Source organism: Sphingomonas sp. SORGH_AS_0438, assembly GCF_031453475.1.
Classification (GTDB): domain Bacteria; phylum Pseudomonadota; class Alphaproteobacteria; order Sphingomonadales; family Sphingomonadaceae; genus Sphingomonas.
In genome coordinates, this window is the sequence record NZ_JAVIZS010000001.1 from 3,712,951 (window position 1) to 3,734,569 (window position 21,619).

The following is a 21,619-nucleotide window of genomic DNA, read 5'->3' on the forward strand; positions in this document are numbered from 1 at the left end:
ACAAGCGGTCTTGCACAAGGTATTTTAAATGGATGCCGAGTGCACATTGTCTTGGGCATGATTTGCACAGTGCCCACTTCAATCAACTACGTTAAGGGGCATCGCTCGCGGAGTTTCCATAAAGAATTAAGGTGTAATCGTCTTTCGTCCGAAATTTTTACCCCTGTATTTTTAATCAATTCATCAAGTGCAAACAGCAGCTTCGTAGGATACGCAAATGCCAAATGATCGTCTAAGTATGTATATTGGAAATTATCGTCGTCTCGGTAAAACTTGAACCTTTTAGCTAAGTCGGACTCGCTCGAGATCAGGCTTGCGTGTAAGCGGGGATCATTAAAACTATGAGTATAATTTACATTTTCTCTGAATTTTCTAAGCTTTCCATAAGCCTCTTCAGAGTCTTGCGAACTAAACCAATGATCTTTGGCCTGAGTTCGCCGTATGGAATACCAATTCCAATGGTGGCTTGATTTTCCACCCTTAAAAAAGTTACTACCATCCACCTCCAAGAGCATTTCATCCCCAGAATTGAAGGGAATTACCTTTGAGAAAAGAAGAATGGCCTTAATACAGTAGAAACTACAGTAATAAAATTTAATCACCGGCCAGGAGGTTGATCTTATTTTGAGTCCATATAGTGACTCGGCATATGAAATGGCTGCTGCATAAGCCGCGTCCATGGCAGCATCAAGACGGTGAGACTCGATGCTGCCAAGCTGATCAGTCGAGAGCTTATAATTTACGTATGGTTTACCGGCAGGCTTTTGACTGTATGCTAGCCGCGCCAATCGAGATGCATCAGACATAGCCGGTTTGCTTAAACCTTGAAGCCCTTCGGCTCTTCAGCCGGACGGAATGCGCTAATCAGGCGTTCGTGAACTCGGTTCGCCGCTTCTGTTCCCCCAAGCCCTTTAACATCCTCCTGCAAAATTCTTCCCGCTTCATCAAGATGCAATGCTTCTGCCACCGTATCAACCTCAAAAGATCCCTTTGTTCTGCAATAATCAAACATATGGGTCCGAAAAAAATCTACCGCACCAATAAAGCCGCTTGCATAAACAAAGGCATTGTTTCGATCGTTCCATTTGGTGCCGTATCTAAGTTGTAGCGCTTTAAAATAATTGCAGAAAACCTTTTTTTGCACCTCTAACTCGGTGATTCCTATCTGTTCCAGAATACCCTTAGCCTCAACTATTGGCTTTATTGTTGAAACAGCTGTTGATAACGCAACGCCTCCACGCTGCCTCTCTTGATTGGGCAACTTTATCCAACTACTATAAGGCTGGCCATCAGAACTTATAAAGGTGATGATGTCACTTGCTCTTATTGCAGCCGGATCCATCAAATCAGATCCAGTTACACCGTACAAATCGAAAACTAGGCTCTTAGGCGCCGGCCGCTGCTCGGTATTAATTGATATAAAAATACGAGCGCTATTCGCGGTATCGAGCCCTTCGTAAATAGCTACCGGAATTTCGTAAGAACCTGACTCTGGATTTTCCTCTATCGCTTGCCGCAAGCCAGCCACACGGTGCTGTCCGTCAATAATTTGCGCAGCTTTCGGCTTATCTGGGATTTCGATGCAGCCATTGCGCTCAACAATAGGATCATCGTCAACCCAATTGAGCACGATTGCGGCGGGGAAATCGCCCATTCTTAACGCAAAATCTTTGATGCCCGCGATGCGAGCGCCGTTTAAAACTCGCTGAACGGCGCCTTCTTCTTCGTCCTTTCGCCTGACCGCAGCATACGAGATTCTCGTTAGCAATTCTGCTGGAAGAGACGTCAGCCGAAAAGAGTGCTCCTTCTGTCGAACACGTATGAACGGGAACTGCGCCATGGGTCCTCACAACATTTCGGTATAAGCTAGGCTGAGTTGGTGAAGGCGTCTACCTCACTCTGATCATTAGCACTAAATGCATCCTCCCATCTTAGAGTGCAGCCAATAGCGATCCCACCGCACAGCCGCTCCGGTCGCGATCGCGGCGCAGGCCAGCGAGCGGCCGTCGGGGAGGGTGCAGCGGGCGACGATGCGGTTGTAGCTGAGGTCGACCGGCTGGCAGCGGATGCGCTTATTCAGGACGAGGGCGGAGACCAGGCGCTGGCTGCGGGCGGCGGCGTGATCGTCGCAGCGGAAGGCTCGGCGCTGGCGGGCCGGGCGGCGGCAGGGGGCGGCGTTCTCGAAGTCGGGGGCCTGGATGCCGGCGATGCGGATGCGCTCGCCCGTGCGGCACCAGAGAGGGCCGTCGCCGTCGTGGACGCGGATGACGTGGCAGGTGAAGGGCGTCATTGCCGTCGCCAGCAGGGCGATCAGCATCCACGCTCATCCGCTAAATAAGTCCCGTTTGACTTCAACACGTTCGCTCTGCGCCCCGCAACAACAGGGTCCAGACTGGTTGTGATTGAGTCCAATCTGGTTTGGACGCAACTATAGAACGTCGCAGGAACGGAGGCTTTCTCATCATGCGCGTATTAGTATATCAGTCGGAGCCGGGCTGCGGTTACCGCTGCAAGCCGTGCTTGGTTATTTGCGCTGAGCTTGCCGAGGTTCGTGATGATCAGTGGCGGGAGGTTCAACGCCTTCAGGCTCTTCACCAAGCGGCTCCGTTGCCTCGTACATCGTCACGTCTTGCAGACGCGCGAGCGCTCTGGGCAGACGCTTGGCGAGCGCACGAGCTAAATCGTCCCCCTGGAGGCGAGCGAAAGCCTGCAGCTGCGCTTGAAACATCGCTGTCAGGGCCGCTTCGCTCGGCAGTTCAGAACTGGGCTCCGATACGCGACGGCGTGCAGTCACGAACCCATCTACAACTGTGTGAAGAGATGCTCGATCAGCCTTCCCCAAGGAGCGCAGACCTTCGAGCAACGCACGTTCGTCAGCAGAAACAGGCGCACTTTCCGACGCCTCACCATGCTTCGCATCGCTCCGGCCGACTAGCCATTCGTAAGAGACGCCAAGGAAAGTAGCGATCGTTGGTAAGTGCTTTGAGTGACGTGTCTTGCCCAACAGGATCAGGCTGATTGTGCCTTGAGTGACGCCGATCGCGTTGCCGAGCGCCGACTGATCGACGCCAGCTTCTTCCATGGCTTCGCGAAGGCGTTCGGCTACGGTGCTTCCGGTGGCAATATCCGTCGCACTTTCTTCAGGGTGATCAACTTCCCCAACGAGGTACTCGACGGTCGTCTTAAGTGCGCGAGCAAGCGCTGTGAGGTAGGGCGACCACCTGTATGGCTTACGAATCAGGCCATTCAGCGTCGACTGCCGCATGTCGGCCATACGGGCAAGTTCGGACTGGCTAGGAATGCCTAGTGCCTTCCGCCTTTCTTCAATGCGTTCGCCAATCGTCATGGTTACCACGCTAACGGCACGCCGTTAGAAAGAAATACGCGCATGCCGTTGACCAGCTACCAGCATGCCGTTAGCTGGTAGGCATGGCTCTTGAGCATCGCCTCGAATCGGTATTTGCCTCAGCGGTCCAGAAAGCTGGATCACAGAGCGCGTTCGGCCGGATCATTGGGAAGCGTCAGTCTGTTGTTCATGACTGGCTACGTCGTGGCGTCCCACTACCTGCCGAACATGTCCTCAAAGTCGAGGCTGCTACTGGCATTTCGCGATACGATCTCCGGCCAGACATCTATCCTGCTCCGATGGATGGCAGCGATGCGCAAGCATAAGTCACTCCCCCTTTCGCGCCGCTGGCAGACCGGCGCGGGACACGGCCGGGCCTTCACCACCCCTTCGGCCCCGGTCCGTGACGGCCGTCTGCCCTTCCCGAAGACCGCTGCCGATCCTGGCGGCGCCGGGGTCGATCGTCGCCCACGATCGGCCCCGGCTTTTCGGGGCGCGGCGGCATGACCAAGCTGCGCGCGCCCCTCTCGATCGACAGCGCCCTGGCGCGCATCGCCGGCGCGCTGCCCCAGGGCTGGCGCGAGATGGCGCGGGTCGTCGAGCGGCACGAATCGACCGTCCGCGCCTGGGGCGACGCCGATCGCCCCGAGCAGATCCCGCTACCCGCCGCGATCGCGCTCGACATCGCCTTCCAGCGCGCCGGCGGCGAAGGCCGGCCGTTGTTCGAGACCTATGCCCTGCAATGCGAGGTGGCGCGCGAGGCGGCCTTTGCCGACGAGATGGAAGTGGCGCGCCGCGCCTGCATCCTCGTGCGCGAGAGCGCCCAGGCCACCGACGCGCTGATCCGCGCCAGCCAGGCCGCGCCCGAGGCCGGCGCGCGGCTGGAGGCGATCCGCGAACTGGAGGATGTCGTCCGCGAGGCGACCGCCACCATCACCGTGCTCCAGCAATCCCAGCTCGCCGCGCCGCCATGACCTGATCCCCGCGCGGCCGCCCGCCGCTTCCCCGACCCCCGCCGATCCCGCGCCGCCCTGCCGACCCCTATCGGCGGGACCGGCCCTTCGCATGCCCGGAGCCTGTCGTGCCCATCGTCACCATCGGTCAGTATCTGAAGCACTGCCGCCTCCGCGCCGGGATGACGACGCTCGACGTGGCGCTCCGGGTCGACACGGTCCCGGCGGTCTGCGCCATGATCCGCGAAGCGCTGGTCGTGGGGATCGAGGCCGGCTTGGTGCCGGTGCAGATGGAGGCGGCCCTGGCATGGGCGGCGATTCCGGAACTGCGCATCGATCCCGATACCGCCGCCCGGCTGGTGGATCAGCAGTCAGGCCCGGTCGCGGTGCGCATCATCCGCACCCGCACCCTCGCCGAGGCGATGCCGAAATGATCCCGCATCATATCACCCTTGCCGGCGCGGCGATCATCCTGACGCGAGCTGGCAAGCGATGACCGCCCGCACCGACGATTATCTGGCATCCGTCCGCGCCGAAATCCGCGCGCGGCGGGAGCGGGACCGCATCTTCGCTGGCCTGCACGCCGCCGATCCGCGTTGGGCGGTCATCCTGGAACTGGAGGCGGCGACGCTTGCCGGACAGCCGCACATCCTGCTCGGCACGCTGATCCGCGACGCCGGCATGACGCACACGACCGGCCTGCGGACGATCGACAGCATGGTCGCGGCCGACTGGCTCACCTCGACGCGCGATCCGAAGGGTGATCGCCGTCGTCTGATCGCGCTGGCCCCGCGCGCGGTGCAGGCGCTGGCCCGGTACCGGGCGCGGGTGGGCTATGCGCGGGCAAGGGCGCCGAAGCCGATCGGTATCGAGGACGAGCGGCAAATCGATCTCGAAGAGGCCATCGCCACCGCGCTGGCTGACAGCAGAACCAACCGGGAGCGTCACCATGAAGCATGAGTCCCTCCAGCCACCGCCGGCGCTGACGCCGGCGATCCTGATCGAGCTGCATGACGGTCGGTGGCACGCCACGGCCGTGATCGCGGACGATGCCGAGCCGATCGGCATCGTCGGCCCATCCACCGCGTCGGGCGCATCGCCAGGTGCCGCGGTCGACGAGATGCTCGGTCGCCACTTCGGCCGCCCGATCGGCGACGATCTCCCCGCGTCCCCGATCGCCATCGATCGCGAAGCCATGATGCCGGCATCGGAAAGGAGGCCTTGATGGGTTCGCTGACGATAGCGAAGCTCGATCGCAAGCTGAGTCGAGCGGTCGAGCAGGGAAAGGGGGTGCGCCTGGAGGCGGCCGATCTCGACCTGCTCGGCTCCATCGGCTTTTTCGATCTCACCGCGCGCGCAGCCGCCGACTATCTCAGGACTCAATCGCAATGTCGGGACGCGCAGCGCCGGTCTATAATCGGGGGAAATACTGGCTTGGCTGGGACGAGCGGGCGGACGGCACTCGCCGCAGTCCCTATCTCACCATCTTCTGGTACGACCCCGACGCGCGACGTATCCGCAGCAGCTCGACGGGCACGGATGTCGAGAACGATGCCATCATAGCGCTGGACCGCCGTTATCTGGCGGACGCCACCGAAGGGCCGGCCTTCTGCCCGACCTGTGGCCAGCCGACGGCGCAGGCGAAATCCTATCTGCTGACCGACGCGATCGCCGACTATAATCTGGAATGGGGCAGCACCCGCGCGTCGGCCGACACGATCGAGGGCCGGCTGAAGCACGTCGTCGATTTCCTGGAGGCGGAGGACGCCAAGGGGGGAGACGCCCGATTCGGGCTGGGCACCACATGCGCCGTCGCCTGTGGCACCGTCTTCGCGACCGCGCTGCGCGCCTGGTCGCGGACCCAGCCGGTGCTATTCCGGAATGGGAAGGGGGAGGTCACCGGCTCCCGGCCGCGCTCGCCCGCCTCGACCGAGGCGTCGATCGCCCAGCTGATCGCGGTGCTGAATCACGCCGCCAACGCGGAGCCGCCGCGATCGGACAAGCGCCCGATCTACAAGCCGCTGCCGGCGCAGCAGGTGCAGCGCAAGCGGCGCACCCGGATTGGCGTCACGGAGTTGGCGGCGATGCTCCGCTATGCGGCGGAGCCGGGCAAGCAGCGTGGTTCGCTGCACGCCTTTCTGGTCGCCTCGATCTGCACGATCGCGCGGCCGGGGGCGGTGGTCGACATCAATGTCGCGCCGGAACGCCTGCAATGGTGGCCGGGGGCGGAGTCGATCGATCTCAACCCGCAGGGCCGCACCCAGACGAAGAAGCATCGCGCCATGCTGCCGGTGCTGCCGCTTCTGGGCGAATGGCTCCAGGCCGAGCTGGACGACTATCTGGCATTGCCGGTGGAGAAGCGGGCGGGCCGGGGCTTCCTGGTCAATTACCACGGACGCGGCGTCCAGGACGTGGATCGTGCGTGGGACACGATGCTCCGCAATCTCGACTTTCCGATCGGGCGGGAGTGGCGGTCCTATGTGCTGCGGCACAGCCTTGCGACGCTCGCCCGCAATCGCGGCGCGACCTTGTGGGACCTGGAGGGCTTCATGGGCCACCGCGCCAGCAGCCAGACCGAGGTCTATGCCATCGGCGAATTTCCGACGGCGCAAGCCGCGCTGCAATCCATCATTTCCGAGATCGAGACGCTGGCTCCGGGTGCCCTGCACCGGACCGACACCGGAGCCAGCGCTCCCAACGCGCAGCGCAGGGAGGTGAAAATGTCAGGGTAGCCAACGCTTTAAGGTGGTGCCGCTTACAGGACTCGAACCTGTGACCCCCGCATTACGAATGCGATGCTCTACCAGCTGAGCTAAAGCGGCATGGCCGGCGACTGCCGGGCTGGAAGTGCGGCGCTTACCAACGTCGAATAGGGCTGGCAAGCGCTGTTTTGCCATGCGGCCCGCATCACGGCCGATTTACGGATCGTTTACCACGGGTGATGCACGATCCCCGCCAAAGTTTGGGGACGCCACGATCATGGACAGCGCGCGCACGCTGGAAAGCGACACGGAACACGGCATCGGCGGCGAGCATCTCGCCGGGCGGCGCGGCGCGGGTGCGCCCGAGGAGCGCATGTTCGACCTGGGCGGCGACGAGCGGCGGATGCATGTCCGCGCCTATAATCACTGGGTATCGCTGCTGAAGGGGCGCGCCTTTCCGTCGATCGCCGATCTGGAGCCGGCGACGATCGCCGATTTCGGCGCGCATAGCGTGCTGATCGACTTCACCTCCGGGCTGGACGACCCGCGAATCGCCTATCTGGGCCGGGCGCTGCGCGACGAATGCGGCCTGCGCGGCGAGATCGCGCGGATCGCCGATGTGCCGCCCCGGTCCTTGCTGTCGCGCCTGACCGACCAGTATCAGCAGATCCTGGCCAATCGCGCACCCATCGGCTTCGAGGCGGAGTTCATCGGCGCGCGCGGACGGACGACGCTCTATCGCGGCATCCTCATGCCCTTCGCGGCGGCGGGCGCGGAGCGGATCGACTATATCTACGGCGTCATCAACTGGAAGGAAGTCGCCGACCCGGTGGTGCAGGCGGCACTCGACATCGAGCTGCACGCCGCCCTGGCCGCCGAATCGCCCGCGCCCGCGCCGATGGGCGAGCGGTTGCGCGGCGGTGCGGAGGCGGCGGTCTGGGCGGACGGTCCCCATGCCGCGGAAGGCAGCGGCGTGGTGCCGGCCGAATCACTCGCGGAGGTGCTGCAGCTGGCGCAGGACAGCGCCGCCGCCGTCGCCACCGCCGACCTGCGCAGCCGGGGCGCGCTCTACCGGGCGCTGGCTCGGGCGCATGATTTCGGACTGGCGGCGGAGCGGGACCCGCAGGCCTTCGCCGCGTTGCTCGCCGCCGCCGGGCTGAAGCCGCAGGCCCGCGCGCCGCTGACGCCGATCGTCAAGCTGGTCTTCGGCGCGGGATATGACAAGACGCGGCTGACCGAATATGCCGCCGTGCTGGGCCATGCGCGCCGGCTGGGCGTCGCGGAGGGGCGGCTGGGCACCTTCTTGGAAGGGGCGGAGGGCGGCATCAAGGCGGTGGTCGCCGCCGAGCGCGATGCGCGTCGTCCTATCCCGACCGCCTCCGTCGCTGCCGCCACGCTGGCGACCCGGCCGGCGCTGGCGCGCGTCGCCATGACCGTCGATGCGGCGCCGGGCGAGGCGGTGGTGCTGCTGGCGCGGATGGGCGCGGACGGCGTGCTCGACGTGGTGCACAGCCATAGCGATCCGAAATTGGCGGAACGATTGCTGGTAGCGAAACCATCGCGGCGGAAAGGATCGGACGGGCGACCAAGGACAGCATAACGGTCCTACAGTGCTTGAGAAGACCCGCTCGCGGGCGCATAGGAGCCCGCCATGGAGAAGGATCACATCACAGCCGCGCTCGCCGCTCGGCTGACCGTCGGCGCTTTGCCTGGGGAACTGCGCGATTTCGGCCCGGCCGAGATCGAGGCCGCGACGCGCTTCGTCGCCGCCACCGCCGCGGTTCGCCGTCCGGGTGAGGCCGCCATCGCGCTGGAGCCGATCGCCGCGGACGATGTCCGCCGGCGGATGCGGGTCGCGATCGTCAATGACGACATGCCCTTCCTGGTCGATTCGGTCGCCGCCGCGATCACGGGCCAGGACATCGCGATCGACCGGATCATCCACCCCGTCGTCCCCGTCACCCGCGACGGCGAGGGCCGGTTGCAGTCGGTGGGCGAGGGTGGGGCGCCCGAATCGATGATCTATCTGGAGATGGAGCGCGCCGATGCGCGCGACCGTCGCGAGCTGATCGACGACCTGTCCGCCGCGCTGGCCGATGTGCGCGCCGCCGTCACCGACTGGCAGGCCTTGCGCCAGGCGATGGCGCAGGATGCCGATGCGCTCTGGTCGGGCGAGGGCGCGGCGCTGCTCCGCTGGTTCCTCGACGGCAAACTGACGCTGCTCGGCCATCAGCGCTGGTATCGCGACGGCCGCGCGGGGCAGGACCTGGGCATCGCCCGCAATCCGCAGCCGCGTCCGATCCTGGCCGATGCGTCCAAGGACCTGGCGCTCGGCTGGTTCGACAAGGGCGGCGAGCCGCCGCTGCTGCTCAAGTCGAACCTGAACGCGACGGTCCACCGCTCGGTGCCGATCGACCTGATCGTGATGCCGATCCGCGAACAGGGCGCGGTGGTCGGCCTGTCGATCCATATGGGCCTGTGGACCAGCGCCGCGCTGGCCAGCCCGCCGCGCGAGGTGCCGCTGCTGCGCGCCCGCCTGGCGGCGCTGGAGGAGAAGTTCGGCTTCGATCCCAAGGGGCATACCGGCAAGGCGTTGACCCATGCGCTGACCGCTCTGCCGCACGACCTGGTGGTCGGCTTCGACGCCGAATCGCTCGAACATCTGGCGCTGACCGCCATGTCGCTGGCCGATCGCCCGCGCCCGGCGCTGGTGCTGGTCCGCTCGCCGCTCGGCCGGCATCTGTTCGGCTTCGTCTGGCTGCCGCGCGACGACGTGACCACCGGCCGCCGTGTCGCGATCGGCGACATGCTGGCGGAGGCGGCGAATGCGCGGCTGCTCAACTGGGCGATCGCGCTGGAGGACGGGCAGGTCGCGCTGATGCGCTACATGCTCGACCTGAAGGGATCGGGCACGCTGCCCGACACCGCGCCGCTCGCCAACCGGATCGAGCGGATGGTGCGCGGCTGGGTGCCCGAGGTCGAGGCGGCGCTGACCGACCTGGTGCCGCCGGCGCGCGCGGCGCGACTGGCGCTGCGCTGGGCCGGGGCCTTCCCGCAGAATTACCGCAACGTCACCAGCGCGCAGGAAGCGGCGCTCGACGTGCTGCGGCTGGGCCAGCTGGAAAGCGCCGAGGACCGCGGCGTCCGCCTGATGCCGCAGGCGGAGGATGCGCGGCCCGGCGAGGATCGCCAGCTCAAGATCTACAAGACCGGCGGCGCGCTGGCGCTGTCGGACGCGGTGCCGGTGCTGGAGAATTTCGGCTTCCGCGTGATCGGCGAACTGCCGACCCGGCTGCGCGAGGCGGGCGACGCCTTCGTCCATGACTTCGTGGTGTCGAGCTTTGGCGCGATCGCCGACCCGGCGGTGCTGGAGGGAGCGATCGCCGCCGTGCTGCAGGGCGCGGCGGAGAATGACGCGTTCAACCGGCTGCTGGTGGAGGTCGGGCTGGCCCCGCGCGACGTGGTGCTGCTGCGCGCCTGGTTCCGCTATCTGCGCCAGGCGGGCCTGCCCTACGGCCTGACCACGGTGGTCGACGCGCTGCGCCGTGCGCCCGCCGTCACCCATGCGCTGGTCGCCCGCTTCGCCGCCGCGCACGATCCCGCCAATCACGGCCAGGTCGAGGCGGAGGACCAGGCGATCGCCGCCGGGCTGGACGCGGTGTCGGCGATCGACGACGACCGCATCCTGCGCGCCTATGCCAGCCTGATCCGCGCCTGTCTGCGCACCAACGCCTTCGCGCCCGCATCGGCGGAGGCGCTGGCGTTCAAGCTCGACAGCGCACAGATTCCGGGCCTGCCGGCGCCGCTGCCATGGCGCGAAGTGTGGGTGTACAGCCCGCGCGTCGAGGGCATCCACCTGCGCGCCGGGCCCGTCGCGCGCGGCGGCCTGCGCTGGTCCGACCGGCGCGACGATTTCCGCACCGAGATCCTGGGCCTGATGAAGGCGCAGCGCGTCAAGAATGCGGTGATCGTGCCGACCGGGGCCAAGGGCGGCTTCTATCCCAAGCAACTGCCATCGCCCGCGCAGGATCGCGACGCCTGGCTGGCCGAGGGGACGGAGAGCTACCGCGTCTTCATCCGCTCGTTGCTGTCGATCACCGACAATATCGTCGACGGCCGCATCGTGCATCCGGAGGGCGTGACGGTATTGGACGGCGACGATCCCTATTTCGTCGTCGCCGCCGACAAGGGCACGGCGACCTTCTCCGACGTGGCGAACGCGATCGCGCTGGAACGCGGCTTCTGGCTGGGCGACGCTTTCGCCAGCGGCGGCAGCCAGGGCTATGACCACAAGGCGATGGGCATCACCGCCAAGGGGGCCTGGGTCTCGGTCCAGCGCCACTTCGCCGAGCGCGGGGTGGACGTGCAGCGCGATCCCGTCACCGTGGTCGGCTGCGGCGACATGTCGGGCGACGTGTTCGGCAACGGCATGTTGCTCAGCCGGTCGATCAGGCTGGTCGCGGCGTTCGACCATCGCCATATCTTCCTCGACCCCGATCCCGATCCGGCGGTGTCCTATGAAGAGCGCGCGCGGATGTTCGCGCTGCCGCGGTCGTCCTGGGCCGATTATGCCGCGCCGATCTCGGCCGGTGGCGGCATCCACAGCCGGGCGGCCAAGACGATCCCGATCACGCCCGAGGTGCAGGCGCTGCTCGGCATCACCGACACGCTGCTGGAGCCGGCGGCGCTGATCTCCGCCATCCTGAAGGCGCCCGCCGACCTGCTCTGGTTCGGCGGCATCGGCACCTATGTGAAGGCGGCGTCCGAGAATAATGCCGGGGTCGGCGATCCCGCCAACGACCGGCTGCGCGTCGATGCGGAGGCGCTGCGCGTTACCGCGATCGGCGAGGGCGCCAATCTGGGCGTCACCCAGGCGGCGCGGATCGCGTTCGCCGAGCGGGGCGGGCGGATCAACACCGATTTCATCGACAATTCCGCCGGCGTGGATTGCTCGGACAATGAGGTGAACATCAAGATCGCGCTCAACCGCGAGATGAACGAGGGCCGGCTGGCCGAGGGCGACCGCAACACGCTGCTCGCCTCGATGACCGACGATGTCGCGCATCTGGTGTTGGAGGATAACCGGCTCCAGACGCTGGCGCTGTCGATCGCCGAACAGGACGGCGCGGCGGCGATGCCCAGCTATGTCCGCGCGATCGAGCTGTTCGAGGCGGCCGGCCGGCTCGACCGCCGGGTCGAGGGGCTGGCGGGCAATGACGACCTGCTGCGGCGCGGGCAGGACGGGCAGGGCCTGACCCGGCCTGAGCTCGCCGTGCTGCTGGCGACCGCCAAGCTCGCGCTCCAGGATGCGATCGAGGCGACCGATCTGGGGCTCGATCCCGTGCTGCGGCCCGACCTGCACGCCGCCTTCCCGGCGGCGATGCGCGCGCGGTTCGCCGACGCCATCGACCAGCATCGCCTGCGTCGCCAGATCGTCGCGACCAAGCTCGCCAACCGGATCGTCAACCGCCTGGGCATCCTGCCCCCGGTCGAACTGGCCGAGGAGGAGGGCGTCGGCATGGCCGATATCGCCGCGATGACGGTGGCGGCCGAGCATCTGTTCGACCTGCCCGCCCTGTGGCAGGCGATCGAGACCGAGCCGATGAGCGAGCCGGCGCGGATCGCCTTGTTTGACGAGACGGCGCGCGCGGTGCGCAGCCATGTCGCCGACCTGCTCCGCGCGGTGCCGGCGGGAACGATGCCGGGGGCGGCGATCGAGCGGCTGGGGCCGGGCATCGGCAAGCTGGCGGCGACCACCGACACGCTGCTGCTCGACGAGGCGCGGGCGGCGAGCGACCGGATCGCCGGCCAGCTGCGCGACAAGGGCGCGCCGGACCATCTGGCGGCGCGGGTCGCCGGGCTGTTCGACCTGGACGGCGCGGTCGGGCTCGCGGCGCTGGGCGTCGAGCTGAGCGTGGACGAGGCGGACCTGACCCGCGCCTATACGGCGCTGGGCCAGGCATTGGGCCTCGACTGGGCGCAGGGGCAGGCGACGCGCCTGTCGCCGGGCGATCCGTGGGAGCGGCTGCTGGTCGCCGGACTGGTGCGCGAGTTCGAGCAGTTGCGGCTCGACTTCCTCCAGCGCCGGGTCGGGACGGATGCCGCGCCGGAAGCGCTGGTGGCGCAATGGCTGGCTGACAATGCCGCGCGCGTGGGCCAGTTCCGCGCCGTGGTCGACCGCGCCCGCCATGCCGCGCAGCCGAGCGCCGCGATGCTGGCGCAGGTGGCGGGTCAGGCGCGCGTGCTGCTCGGGCGGTAGGTCGCGCGATGGCTGCGGCTCCCTCCCCGGCGTCGCTGCGGGAGGGAGCGCTCCTGTCCTTGGCCTCCACCCCGCAGCGATGCCGGGTCGCTACCATGGTCCTGCGGACGCAGGGGCCCATAAGGCGTAGTTTGGCTTGACCCTGGGCTCCTGCGTTCGCAGGAGCACGAGCCTGCCTGACCTTTGCGAAGGTTCCACTTCCGCCGGGAGGATAGGGTGCGTTCTGGAGCCAGTGGCTCCGACACCCTGCTCCAGACAGCCGAAGGCCCCGGCGGCGTGAACCACCGGGGCCCGTGAGGCGACCCTTCAGGAGGGAAGGGCCGCCCGTCTCGAAGCCGGCACCCGCGATCGGGGGCCGGGGCCGGCGCCGAAGCCCGGATTACTGGAGCAGCTTCAGCACCGACTGCTGCGACTGGTTCGCCTGGGCGAGCATCGCGGTCGAGGCCTGGCTGAGGATCTGCGCCTTGGCGAGGGCGGTCGTCTCCGCCGAGAAGTCGGTGTCCTCGATGCGGCTGCGCGCGTCGGACAGGTTGGTGACGTTGCTGGTCAGGTTGTTGACCACCGAGGCGAGGCGGTTCTGTGCCGCGCCCAGCGTCGCGCGGGTGGTGGCGACGTCCTTCAGCATCGTGTCGACCGTGCCGAGCGTCGTGTTGGCGTTGGCGTCGGTGGTCACGTCGGCCGAGGCGAGGTCGGACAGCGCGGTGAAGGCCAGCTCGACCGTGTCGCCATTCTGCGCGCCGACCTGGATCTTGGTGGTGCCGGCCGCGGCGGTGTAGGTGCCGCCGGTCGCATTGCCGTTGAAGACACGCTTGCCGTTGAACTCGGTCGTCGCCAGCACGTTGGTGATCTGGTCCTTGAGCTGCGAGACTTCGGCGTTCAGGTTGGTGCGGTCACCGTCCGTATAGGTGCCCGAGGCCGACTGGACCGACAGTTCGCGGACGCGCTGCAGCATGTTGGTGACTTCGCCCAGCGCGCCTTCCGCCGTCTGGGCGTAGCTGATGCCGTCATTGGCGTTGCGGATCGCCTGGCTCATGCCGCGGATCGACGAGGTCATGGTCTGCGAGATGGCGAGGCCGGCGGCGTCGTCCTTGGCGGAGTTGATTCGCTTGCCGGTCGACAGGCGCTCCATCGAGGTCGACAGTGAGGTCGACGCGCTCATCGAGGCATTGGCAGCGCGCAGCGCGGCGGTGTTGGTGGCGATTACGGTCATGATGTGTCTCCGTCTGCACGGCTTCCCCGCCGCCCCCAGAGCGGAGGGCCGAGCCGTCGCAGCAAGGAACGGCCGGGCGGGGCGGGGCTTAAGCGGAAAAAATCACGGGTTCCGATTCGCGCCGGATTCGACCGGTCCCGATCGCCGAAAAGATCGGGTCGCGCGCACCGACACGGGGTATTTCCCTCTACGTGCACACGGGCGCGGTAGAAAACTGCCCTCATTCTGGGGGTTTAAGAGTGTGTTTACCCAAATCCGGCAAAACTTGCCGCACGAGCAATTGGGGGCATACATGCGATCAATCTTTCCGTCGGCGACCATCGCGAACCAGCGCTACGCGCTGGTCTCGTCGCTGCGCGCCCAAGGGCTCGGCATCGGCAGTTTCGAGGCGGGCCAGCCCGGCCCGCGCGACCTGTTCCTGGTCGCCGAGGGCGAACCCGCCCCGATCCCGGCCCGCACGCTGATCGTCGGCGACCAGGGGCGGCGAATCGCACCGGGGCGCGACGGGTCGCCGCATCGCATCTCCTACGGACCGGCCGACACGGCGGTCGGCCATGGCTTCGTCCGTGCGCTGGCCGGCGGTCCCGACATGCCGACCGCCGCCGATCCCGAAACGCTGGCGCTGTTCGCGCTGGCCGAGCGGGTGGCGCAGGCCGACATCACCGTGCTGATCAACGGTCCGACCGGCACCGGCAAGGAAGTGCTGGCGCGCGCCATCCACGCCGCCTCCGCCCGCGCCGCCAAGCCGTTCATCGCGATCAACTGCGCCGCATTGCCCGAATCGATGCTGGAAGCGCTGCTGTTCGGCCATCAGAAGGGCGCGTTCACCGGCGCATCGTCGGGCGGCGAGGGCTTTTTCCGCGCGGCGGAGGGCGGCACCATCCTGCTCGACGAGATCGCCGAGATGCCGCTGTCGCTCCAGGCCAAGCTGCTGCGCGTGCTGCAGGAGCGGGAGGTGGTGCCGATCGGCGCCAGCGTGCCGCAGCCGATCGACGTGCGCGTCGTCGCCTGCGCCAATCGCGACCTGCAGGCCGAGGTGGCGGCGGGCCGGTTCCGCGCCGATCTCTACTATCGTCTCGCCGTCTTCCCGCTGACGACGCGCGCGCTCGCCGACCGGCCGCAGGATATTCCGGCGCTGGTCGCGACGATGGTGCTGCGTCATGCCGGCACGCGCGCGGTCGTGCCCTGGCCGACCGTGGAGGCGGTCGACCTGCTGATGCGCCATGACTGGCCGGGCAATGTCCGCGAGCTGGAGAATGTCGTGCAGCGCGCGCTGCTGTTCGCCGGCGGCGACACGATCGAGGCGGCGCATATCGTCTTCGACCGGCCGATCACGATGCGCTTCACGCCGAGCGCGGCGGCGACCAACGTGGTGCCGATCGGTGGCGTTGTCCCGGCCGCGCCCGCGACCCCGGGCTCCGCGACCCCGGGCCCCGCGACCTTGGGGAATGTCGTGCAGATGAGCGAATTCCAGGCGATCCGCGAGACGCTGGCGGCATGCGGCGGCAGCCGGATCGAGACCGCGCGGCGGCTGGGCATTTCGGAACGCACCTTGCGCTACCGCCTCGCCAAGGCGCGCGAGCAGGGTGAGGACCTCTCCCGGGCGGTGGCCCAGGCGGTGGCCCAGGCGGTGGCATCGTGAGCGGCGTCGGGGGCATCGGCGGCGCGAACGGGATCGACCGCGTCCTGGCGCTGCGCGCGCAGATCCTGGAGCGCAACCAGGCGCTGGCCAAGGCGGCCTCGGCGCAAGGCAGCGCGCCCGTCGCGACCAATCCGGCCGGCGGGGTCGGCAGCTTCGCCGACACGTTCGACACCGCGCTGAAGAGCGTCAATGACGGCCAGAACCAGGCCACCAAGCTCTCCGAGGCCTATGAGCGCGGCGAGACGGTCGACATCGCCAAGGTGATGCTGGCGCGCCAGACCGCCTCGGTCGGGTTCGAGGCGACGCTTCAGGTCCGCAACAAGATCCTGTCCGCCTACAAGGACATCATGAGCATGCCGGTCTGATCCGATGAGCAATGCCCTCACCACCACCGCGCCCGCCGTGCCGGAGCGCTTCGCCAACCCGCTGCGCCAGATTCGGGGCGTCATGGCCCAGCCGGCGGTGCGCCGGTCCGCGCCGATGGCGATGCTGGTCGGCCTGATCGGCGCCGCCGGCCTGGCCTATGCGTCGCTGTCGACGCCGCCGCAGAAGACGCTGTTCGCCAATCTGGCCGATGCCGACAAGGCGGCGGTCATGGCCTCGCTGCAACAGGCGGATATCGGCGCGCATGTCGACGACGCGACCGGCGCGGTGACGGTGAACGAGGACCAGTACAGCCGCGCGCGGATGCTGCTCGCCAGCCAGAACCTGCCCAAGGCGGCGCCCGGCGGCTATGCGATCCTCGACCAGTTGCCGATGGGCGTCAGCCGCGCGGTGGAGGGCGAGCGGTTGCGCCAGGCGCGCGAGAGCGAACTGGCGCGCTCGATCCAGGAGATCGATGCGGTGGCCGAGGCGCGCGTGCACCTGGCCATGCCGGAGGCGACGGTGTTCGTGCGCGACCATGCCGAACCTTCCGCCTCGGTGGTGGTGAAGCTCAATGCCGGCCGCGCGCTGAGCGACGCGCAGGTCAGCTCGATCGTCAACCTCGTCGCCTCCTCGGTCCCCGGCATGAAGCCCGATGCGGTGACGATCGTCGACCAGGCGGGCGCGCTGCTGACCCGGCCGGGCGGCCGCGACGGGCTGGGCAAGGCGGGCGACGAGCGGCTGGACGTGCAGAACCGGGTCGAGGACAAGGTCCGCCAGCAGCTCACCCAGTTGCTGACCCCGCTGCTCGGCGCGGGCAATTTCTCCGCCGAGGTGCAGGCCGACGTTAATCTGGACGAGACCCAGGCGACGCGCGAAAGCTACGAGAAACAGGGCGCGCTGCGCGCCGAGACGGGCCAGTGGACCGGCAACCAGGGCGGCGCGGGCGCCCCCGGCGGCATCCCCGGCGCGCTGTCCAACACGCCGCCCCCCGCCTCCACCCTGCAGGTGCCGACTCCGGCGGTCGGCGCGTCCGGCTCGCCCCAGCCCCAGGCGGGCGCGGCTCCGCCCGATCCGGCGAAACAGTCGGATAGCTACCAGCGCGCCTATGACCTGGGCCGCGAGGTCTCGGTCACGCGCGGCGCGCCGGGCTCGATCAAGCGGCTGTCGGTCGCGGTGCTGCTGCGCGATCCGGCGACCGGCAAGCGCACGGCGATGGAGATCAACCAGATCACCGACCTGGTGAAGAGCGCGGTCGGCTTCGACGCCAATCGCCAGGATCAGGTGACCGTCATCAGCCGCAAGTTCGCCGGGGCCAGCGACGCCGTTGACACCAGCAAATGGTACGACAATGCCTGGTTGCCGGTGCTGGCGCGCAACGGCACCGCGATCGTCATCGCGCTGCTCGTGCTGCTGCTCGGTGTCCGGCCGCTGGCCAAGGCGCTCATGAAGAAGAAGGATGAGGCCGAGGCGCCCGTCCCCGGCAGCGCCCCGGCGCTCGGCACGGGCGGGGCGGGCGTGGGCGCGGACGGTATCGCGGTCAGCCCGCCGGTCAGCCTCGACCAGCTGGAGACGGCGCGCGGCTATGACGAGCGGATCAGCGCGGTGCGCGGCTTCACCCGCGACAATCCGGCGCGCGCGGCGCTGGCGGTGCGCGACATGATCCGGACGGACGGCCAGTGAGCAGCCTCGCCACCCGCAGCTATACCGGCATTGAGCGCGCGGCGGTGCTGATGATGATCGTCGGCGAGGAGGAGGCCGCCGCCATCCTCCAGAAGCTGGAGCCGGAGGAGGTGCGCCAGCTGGGCGCGGCGATGTTCAACGTCGCCGACGTGTCCGAGGCGGAGGTGGCCGAGGTGCTGGACGATTTCGTCGGCAAGGCGCGCGAGCGCACCGGCATCAGCTTCGACCCCCGGCCGCAGATCGAGGCGGTGATGACCCGCGCGCTCGGCCCCGAAAAGGCGGAAAGCGTGCTGAAGCGCATCACCCCGCCCGAGGCGGTATGCGAGCTGGAGCTGCTCGACTGGCTCGACGCCAGCGAGATCGCGGCGATGGTGGAGAAGGAGCATCCGCAGATCGCGGCGGTGCTGATCGCCAATCTGGACCCGGCGGTCGGCGGGCAGGTGCTGGAGCGGCTGCCCGAGGCGGCGCAGCCCGACATCCTCCACCGCATCGCCAAGCTGGGGCCGATCACGCCCGAGGCGGTCGAGACGCTGAAGGCGATGCTGGCGGCGCGCACCGGCGGCCCGCCGCAGACGGTGACGCTGGGCGGCACGCGCGAGGCGGCGAAGATCCTGTCCGGCGCGCGGCGCGGCACCGAGCAGAAGCTGATGCCCAAGCTGTTCAAGATCGACAAGGATGTCGCCCGCCAGATCGAGGAGGCGCTGTTCGTCTTCGACAATCTGCTGGAGATGGACGACAAGAATCTGGGCACGCTGATCCGCAACGTCGATGGCGAGATCCTGGTCAAGGCGCTGAAGGGCGTGGACGAGGATATCCGCACCCGCTTCCTGGGCTGCATGTCGGCGCGTGCCGCCGACGGCATCCGCGACGAGATGGAAGCGCGCGGGCCGATGAAGCTGGCCGAGGTGCTGGAGGCGCAGAAGGCGATGATCGCCGTCGCGCGGACGCTGGCCAAGGACGGCACGATCCAGATGGGCGGGGGCGACGACGATTATGTCTGAGGGGTTCGTCGCGGGTTTCGCGGTCCGCCACGCGGTCGCGGCTGAGACGCTCCAGGCCGCCTTCGCGCCGCCCATGGGCTTCGCCGCAGTCGATCCCTGCGCGAACCGGCGCACCGATGCGGCGGAATCGACCGGGCCGAAACATTTCCGCCCCGCCGATCCGAGCGTCAATCCGACCGCCGGCTGGGACATGCTCGACCCCTGCGCCGAGCCGGTGGTCCAGATCGATCCGCTGGAGGCCGCCCATGCCGCCGGCTTCGCCGAGGGACTGGCGACCGCCCATGCGGCGGCGCAGGCCGAGCAGGCGCGCGACCGGGCGTTGATCGACGGCGTGGCGGGGGCGCTGGGCGCCCGGATCGACCGCGACGCGATCGCCACGCAGCTCCGCCAGACGGTGCTGGCGCTGGTCACGCGGCTGGTCGGCGAGGCGGGCATCGATGCGGAGCGGCTGGCCACCCGCGTCGGCGTCGCGGCGGAGATGCTGGCCGATGCGCAGGAATCGGCGATGCTGCGCGTCCATCCGGCCGATGTCGCGCTGCTGGACGGGCGCTTGCCCGCGACGATCTTCGCGGTCGGCGACGCGCAACTGGCGCGCGGCAGCTTCGTGCTGGAGAGTGCCTCGACGGTGGTGGAGGATGGCCCGGCGCTGTGGCTGGAGCAATTGTCCGCCGCGATCGACCGGGCGCCGCTGCCGGTGCGCGAGGCCGCGTCATGCTGAACCGCTTCGTCGCGGATTATCTGGAAACCCTGGCCCAGGCCGATTTCCGCCCCGTGCCCAAGGTCGCCGGGCGGCTGCTGTCCTGCGACGGGCTGCTGATGGAGGCCACGGGGCTCACCGTGCCGGTTGGCACCGTCTGCGAAGTGGGCGGCGTGGTCGAGGCGGAGGTGATCGGCTTTCGCGGCGACCGCACCATCCTGATGAATCTGGGCGGCCCCGCGCCGCTGCTGCCCCGCGCGCCGGTCCGCCCGATCGGTGCGCCGGGCGAGGCAGAGGTGGGCGACGCGCTGCTCGGCCGGGTGGTCGATGGCGCGGGCCGGCCGATCGACGGGCTGGGGCCGATCCGGGGCGCGGAACGCTGGCCGCTGGCGGGCAAGCTGCAGGGGCCGCTGGATCGGGGACGCGTGCTGGAGCCGCTGGATGTCGGCGTGCGCGCGATCAACGGCCTGCTGACGATCGGGCAGGGCCAACGGATCGGCATCATGGCCGGATCGGGCGTCGGCAAGTCGGTGCTGCTCGGCATGATGGTCCGCGCCGCGCGCGCCGATGTCGTCGTCGTCGGCCTGATCGGCGAGCGCAGCCGCGAAGTCGCCGACTTTCTCGACACCAAGGTGGCGGGCGCGGCGCGGGCGCGGTCGGTGGTGGTCGCGGTGCCCGCCAACCATTCGCCGGTGCTGCGCATCCGCGGCGCGCTGCGCACCCATGCCATTGCCGAGGCGTTCCGCGCGCAGGGCAAGACGGTGCTGCTCATCATGGATTCGCTGACCCGCGTGGCCCATGCCGGGCGCGAGATCGGGCTGGCGCTGGGCGAGCCGGCCTCGGCGCGCGGCTACCCGCCCTCGGCCATCGCGATGCTGCCCAATCTGATCGAGCGGGCCGGGCAGGATGCGCACGGGCCCGGTTCGATCACCGCCATCTACACGGTGCTGGCGGATGGCGATGACGGCAACGACCCGGTGGTCGATTCGGCGCGCTCGATCCTGGATGGGCATATCGTGCTGTCGCGTGCCTTGGCCGAACGCGGCGTCTATCCGGCGATCGACCTGGGGCCGTCGGTCAGCCGCGTGATGACCGACATCACCGGCCGCCCGCACCTCCAGGCCGCGCGCGTGCTGCGCCGCCATCTGGCGACCTATGAGGCCAATCGCGACCTGGTCCTGATGGGGGCGTATCGCGCCGGGGCCGATCCGGCGATCGACGCGGCCATCGCCTATCATCCGGCGATCACCGACTATGTGCGCCAGGATCATGACGAGATCGTGCCGCTGGATACCGCCATCGCCGAACTGACCGGCGTGTTCGGCGACGGCTGATGAACCGCGACACGCTGGCGCGGATCCACCGGGTCCGGACGATGCAGCTGACGCTCGCCCGCGCCGAGGAAGCGCGCCAGCGGGCGGCGCTGGAGGACCAGCAGGCGCTGACCCGCCGGATCGCCGGGCTGGTCGACGCGGTCGCGCCGACTGAGGCGTTGCACGATTCCGCCCATTTCGCTGCCGTCGCCCATTATCGCGAGCGGCTGCACCAGTCGGCCGCCGCCGCCGCGCAGCGCGTCGCCCAGGCCGAGGCCCGCGCCGCCGCCGCCACCGCCGCCAGCCAGGACGCCAAGCGCGACCAGAGCGCCGTCGAGAAGCTGATCGACCGCGCCCGGATCGAGGCGGATCGCCTAGCGATGCGCGCGCTGGAGGATGCGCCGGTGTTTCGCGCCGGCCTGTTCGCGAAACGGCACGATCCTTGCTGAT

General features: G+C 67.9%; 20 protein-coding genes and 1 tRNA gene. 15 read left to right on the forward strand and 6 right to left on the reverse strand.

All coding sequences use genetic code 11. The features are described from left to right. Window positions 1-86: 86 nt before the first annotated feature. The 4 genes from QE452_RS17490 to QE452_RS17505 all read right to left on the reverse strand — a co-directional run bounded on the left by QE452_RS17490 (window position 87) and on the right by QE452_RS17505 (window position 3,346). Window positions 87-806 (reverse strand): hypothetical protein, encoded by a 720-nt coding sequence (locus tag QE452_RS17490; protein WP_309660060.1) that lies wholly within the window; start codon window positions 804-806, stop codon window positions 87-89. Between the two features lie 11 nt (window positions 807-817). Then, window positions 818-1,840 carry a DGQHR domain-containing protein gene (locus QE452_RS17495; RefSeq protein ID WP_309660059.1) on the reverse strand — a complete coding sequence of 341 codons (1,023 nt, stop codon included), beginning with the start codon at window positions 1,838-1,840 and terminating at the stop codon, window positions 818-820. Between the two features lie 72 nt (window positions 1,841-1,912). Next, the gene (locus tag QE452_RS17500) at window positions 1,913-2,317 is read right to left on the reverse strand and encodes a hypothetical protein (protein WP_309660058.1); all 405 of its coding nucleotides are present in this window, start codon (window positions 2,315-2,317) and stop codon (window positions 1,913-1,915) included. 207 nt (window positions 2,318-2,524) lie between these two features. After that, window positions 2,525-3,346, reverse strand: coding sequence for a helix-turn-helix domain-containing protein (locus QE452_RS17505; protein ID WP_309660057.1), 822 nt, complete (start codon window positions 3,344-3,346; stop codon window positions 2,525-2,527). A gap of 83 nt (window positions 3,347-3,429) precedes the next feature. Here QE452_RS17505 and QE452_RS17510 point away from each other — a divergent pair, with 83 nt between their 5' ends. From QE452_RS17510 to QE452_RS17535, 6 genes are all read left to right on the forward strand, one after another. Next, complete coding sequence (locus QE452_RS17510; protein ID WP_309660056.1) at window positions 3,430-3,672, forward strand: YdaS family helix-turn-helix protein; 243 nt, start codon at window positions 3,430-3,432, stop codon at window positions 3,670-3,672. 177 nt (window positions 3,673-3,849) lie between these two features. Continuing rightward, a complete protein-coding gene (locus QE452_RS17515; protein ID WP_309660055.1) occupies window positions 3,850-4,320 on the forward strand; it encodes a hypothetical protein in 471 nt (156 codons plus the stop codon). A gap of 107 nt (window positions 4,321-4,427) precedes the next feature. Next, the gene (locus tag QE452_RS17520; protein ID WP_309660054.1) at window positions 4,428-4,733 is read left to right on the forward strand and encodes a hypothetical protein; all 306 of its coding nucleotides are present in this window, start codon (window positions 4,428-4,430) and stop codon (window positions 4,731-4,733) included. Between the two features lie 58 nt (window positions 4,734-4,791). Continuing rightward, a complete protein-coding gene (locus QE452_RS17525; RefSeq protein ID WP_309660053.1) occupies window positions 4,792-5,259 on the forward strand; it encodes a hypothetical protein in 468 nt (155 codons plus the stop codon). Then, window positions 5,249-5,524 carry a hypothetical protein gene (locus QE452_RS17530; RefSeq protein ID WP_309660052.1) on the forward strand — a complete coding sequence of 92 codons (276 nt, stop codon included), beginning with the start codon at window positions 5,249-5,251 and terminating at the stop codon, window positions 5,522-5,524. The genes QE452_RS17525 and QE452_RS17530 overlap by 11 nt, the downstream gene beginning before the upstream one ends. Window positions 5,525-5,687: 163 nt before the next feature. Continuing rightward, a complete protein-coding gene (locus QE452_RS17535) occupies window positions 5,688-7,031 on the forward strand; it encodes a hypothetical protein (protein ID WP_309660051.1) in 1,344 nt (447 codons plus the stop codon). A 14-nt stretch (window positions 7,032-7,045) separates the two neighbouring features. On the opposite strand, the gene QE452_RS17540 is transcribed toward QE452_RS17535, so the two are convergent. Next, window positions 7,046-7,121, reverse strand: a tRNA-Thr gene (locus QE452_RS17540). A gap of 157 nt (window positions 7,122-7,278) precedes the next feature. Here QE452_RS17540 and QE452_RS17545 point away from each other — a divergent pair. Both QE452_RS17545 and QE452_RS17550 read left to right on the forward strand, forming a co-directional pair. Then, window positions 7,279-8,601, forward strand: coding sequence for a hypothetical protein (locus QE452_RS17545; protein ID WP_309660050.1), 1,323 nt, complete (start codon window positions 7,279-7,281; stop codon window positions 8,599-8,601). A gap of 51 nt (window positions 8,602-8,652) precedes the next feature. Further along, window positions 8,653-13,260 carry an NAD-glutamate dehydrogenase domain-containing protein gene (locus QE452_RS17550; RefSeq protein WP_309660049.1) on the forward strand — a complete coding sequence of 1,536 codons (4,608 nt, stop codon included), beginning with the start codon at window positions 8,653-8,655 and terminating at the stop codon, window positions 13,258-13,260. A 379-nt stretch (window positions 13,261-13,639) separates the two neighbouring features. Here the strand turns inward: QE452_RS17550 and QE452_RS17555 are convergent, their stop codons facing one another. Next, a complete protein-coding gene (locus QE452_RS17555) occupies window positions 13,640-14,470 on the reverse strand; it encodes a flagellin (protein WP_309660048.1) in 831 nt (276 codons plus the stop codon). 292 nt (window positions 14,471-14,762) lie between these two features. On the opposite strand from QE452_RS17555, the gene QE452_RS17560 reads away from it, so the two are divergent. Genes QE452_RS17560 through QE452_RS17590 form a run of 7 tightly spaced genes read left to right on the forward strand, consistent with a single transcriptional unit; the run spans window position 14,763 to window position 21,618 of the window. Beyond that, complete coding sequence (locus QE452_RS17560; protein WP_309660047.1) at window positions 14,763-16,112, forward strand: sigma-54 dependent transcriptional regulator; 1,350 nt, start codon at window positions 14,763-14,765, stop codon at window positions 16,110-16,112. Next, the gene (fliE, locus tag QE452_RS17565) at window positions 16,109-16,477 is read left to right on the forward strand and encodes a flagellar hook-basal body complex protein FliE (protein WP_309660046.1); all 369 of its coding nucleotides are present in this window, start codon (window positions 16,109-16,111) and stop codon (window positions 16,475-16,477) included. The genes QE452_RS17560 and fliE overlap by 4 nt, the downstream gene beginning before the upstream one ends. Window positions 16,478-16,481: 4 nt before the next feature. After that, on the forward strand, window positions 16,482-18,158 hold the full coding sequence (gene fliF, locus QE452_RS17570) for a flagellar basal-body MS-ring/collar protein FliF (RefSeq protein WP_309660045.1): 1,677 nt from the start codon (window positions 16,482-16,484) through the stop codon (window positions 18,156-18,158). Continuing rightward, window positions 18,155-19,159: a flagellar motor switch protein FliG gene (gene fliG, locus QE452_RS17575; protein ID WP_277600151.1), complete on the forward strand. Its 1,005-nt coding sequence runs from the start codon at window positions 18,155-18,157 to the stop codon at window positions 19,157-19,159. Before fliF ends, fliG begins: the two co-directional genes overlap by 4 nt. Beyond that, window positions 19,152-19,877, forward strand: a complete 726-nt coding sequence (locus QE452_RS17580; RefSeq protein ID WP_309660044.1) for a FliH/SctL family protein — start codon at window positions 19,152-19,154, stop codon at window positions 19,875-19,877. Before fliG ends, QE452_RS17580 begins: the two co-directional genes overlap by 8 nt. Continuing rightward, a complete protein-coding gene (locus QE452_RS17585) occupies window positions 19,871-21,190 on the forward strand; it encodes a FliI/YscN family ATPase (RefSeq protein WP_309660043.1) in 1,320 nt (439 codons plus the stop codon). The genes QE452_RS17580 and QE452_RS17585 overlap by 7 nt, the downstream gene beginning before the upstream one ends. Continuing rightward, entirely contained in the window at window positions 21,190-21,618 is a 429-nt protein-coding gene (locus tag QE452_RS17590; RefSeq protein ID WP_309660042.1) for a hypothetical protein, read from the forward strand. The genes QE452_RS17585 and QE452_RS17590 overlap by 1 nt, the downstream gene beginning before the upstream one ends. Window position 21,619: the final 1 nt, after the last annotated feature.

Coding starts and splice junctions, on each gene's coding strand:
- QE452_RS17495 (WP_309660059.1), bottom strand. CDS start 1,840: ATGGCGCAGTTCCCGTTCATACGTGTTCGACAGAAGGAGCACTCTTTT.
- QE452_RS17500 (WP_309660058.1), bottom strand. CDS start 2,317: ATGCTGATCGCCCTGCTGGCGACGGCAATGACGCCCTTCACCTGCCAC.
- QE452_RS17560 (WP_309660047.1), top strand. CDS start 14,763: ATGCGATCAATCTTTCCGTCGGCGACCATCGCGAACCAGCGCTACGCG.
- QE452_RS17585 (WP_309660043.1), top strand. CDS start 19,871: ATGCTGAACCGCTTCGTCGCGGATTATCTGGAAACCCTGGCCCAGGCC.
- QE452_RS17510 (WP_309660056.1), top strand. CDS start 3,430: ATGGCTCTTGAGCATCGCCTCGAATCGGTATTTGCCTCAGCGGTCCAG.
- QE452_RS17490 (WP_309660060.1), bottom strand. CDS start 806: ATGTCTGATGCATCTCGATTGGCGCGGCTAGCATACAGTCAAAAGCCT.
- QE452_RS17515 (WP_309660055.1), top strand. CDS start 3,850: ATGACCAAGCTGCGCGCGCCCCTCTCGATCGACAGCGCCCTGGCGCGC.
- QE452_RS17525 (WP_309660053.1), top strand. CDS start 4,792: ATGACCGCCCGCACCGACGATTATCTGGCATCCGTCCGCGCCGAAATC.
- QE452_RS17555 (WP_309660048.1), bottom strand. CDS start 14,470: ATGACCGTAATCGCCACCAACACCGCCGCGCTGCGCGCTGCCAATGCC.
- fliF (WP_309660045.1), top strand. CDS start 16,482: ATGAGCAATGCCCTCACCACCACCGCGCCCGCCGTGCCGGAGCGCTTC.
- QE452_RS17535 (WP_309660051.1), top strand. CDS start 5,688: ATGTCGGGACGCGCAGCGCCGGTCTATAATCGGGGGAAATACTGGCTT.
- QE452_RS17580 (WP_309660044.1), top strand. CDS start 19,152: ATGTCTGAGGGGTTCGTCGCGGGTTTCGCGGTCCGCCACGCGGTCGCG.
- QE452_RS17545 (WP_309660050.1), top strand. CDS start 7,279: ATGGACAGCGCGCGCACGCTGGAAAGCGACACGGAACACGGCATCGGC.
- QE452_RS17550 (WP_309660049.1), top strand. CDS start 8,653: ATGGAGAAGGATCACATCACAGCCGCGCTCGCCGCTCGGCTGACCGTC.
- QE452_RS17530 (WP_309660052.1), top strand. CDS start 5,249: ATGAAGCATGAGTCCCTCCAGCCACCGCCGGCGCTGACGCCGGCGATC.
- QE452_RS17590 (WP_309660042.1), top strand. CDS start 21,190: ATGAACCGCGACACGCTGGCGCGGATCCACCGGGTCCGGACGATGCAG.
- QE452_RS17505 (WP_309660057.1), bottom strand. CDS start 3,346: ATGACGATTGGCGAACGCATTGAAGAAAGGCGGAAGGCACTAGGCATT.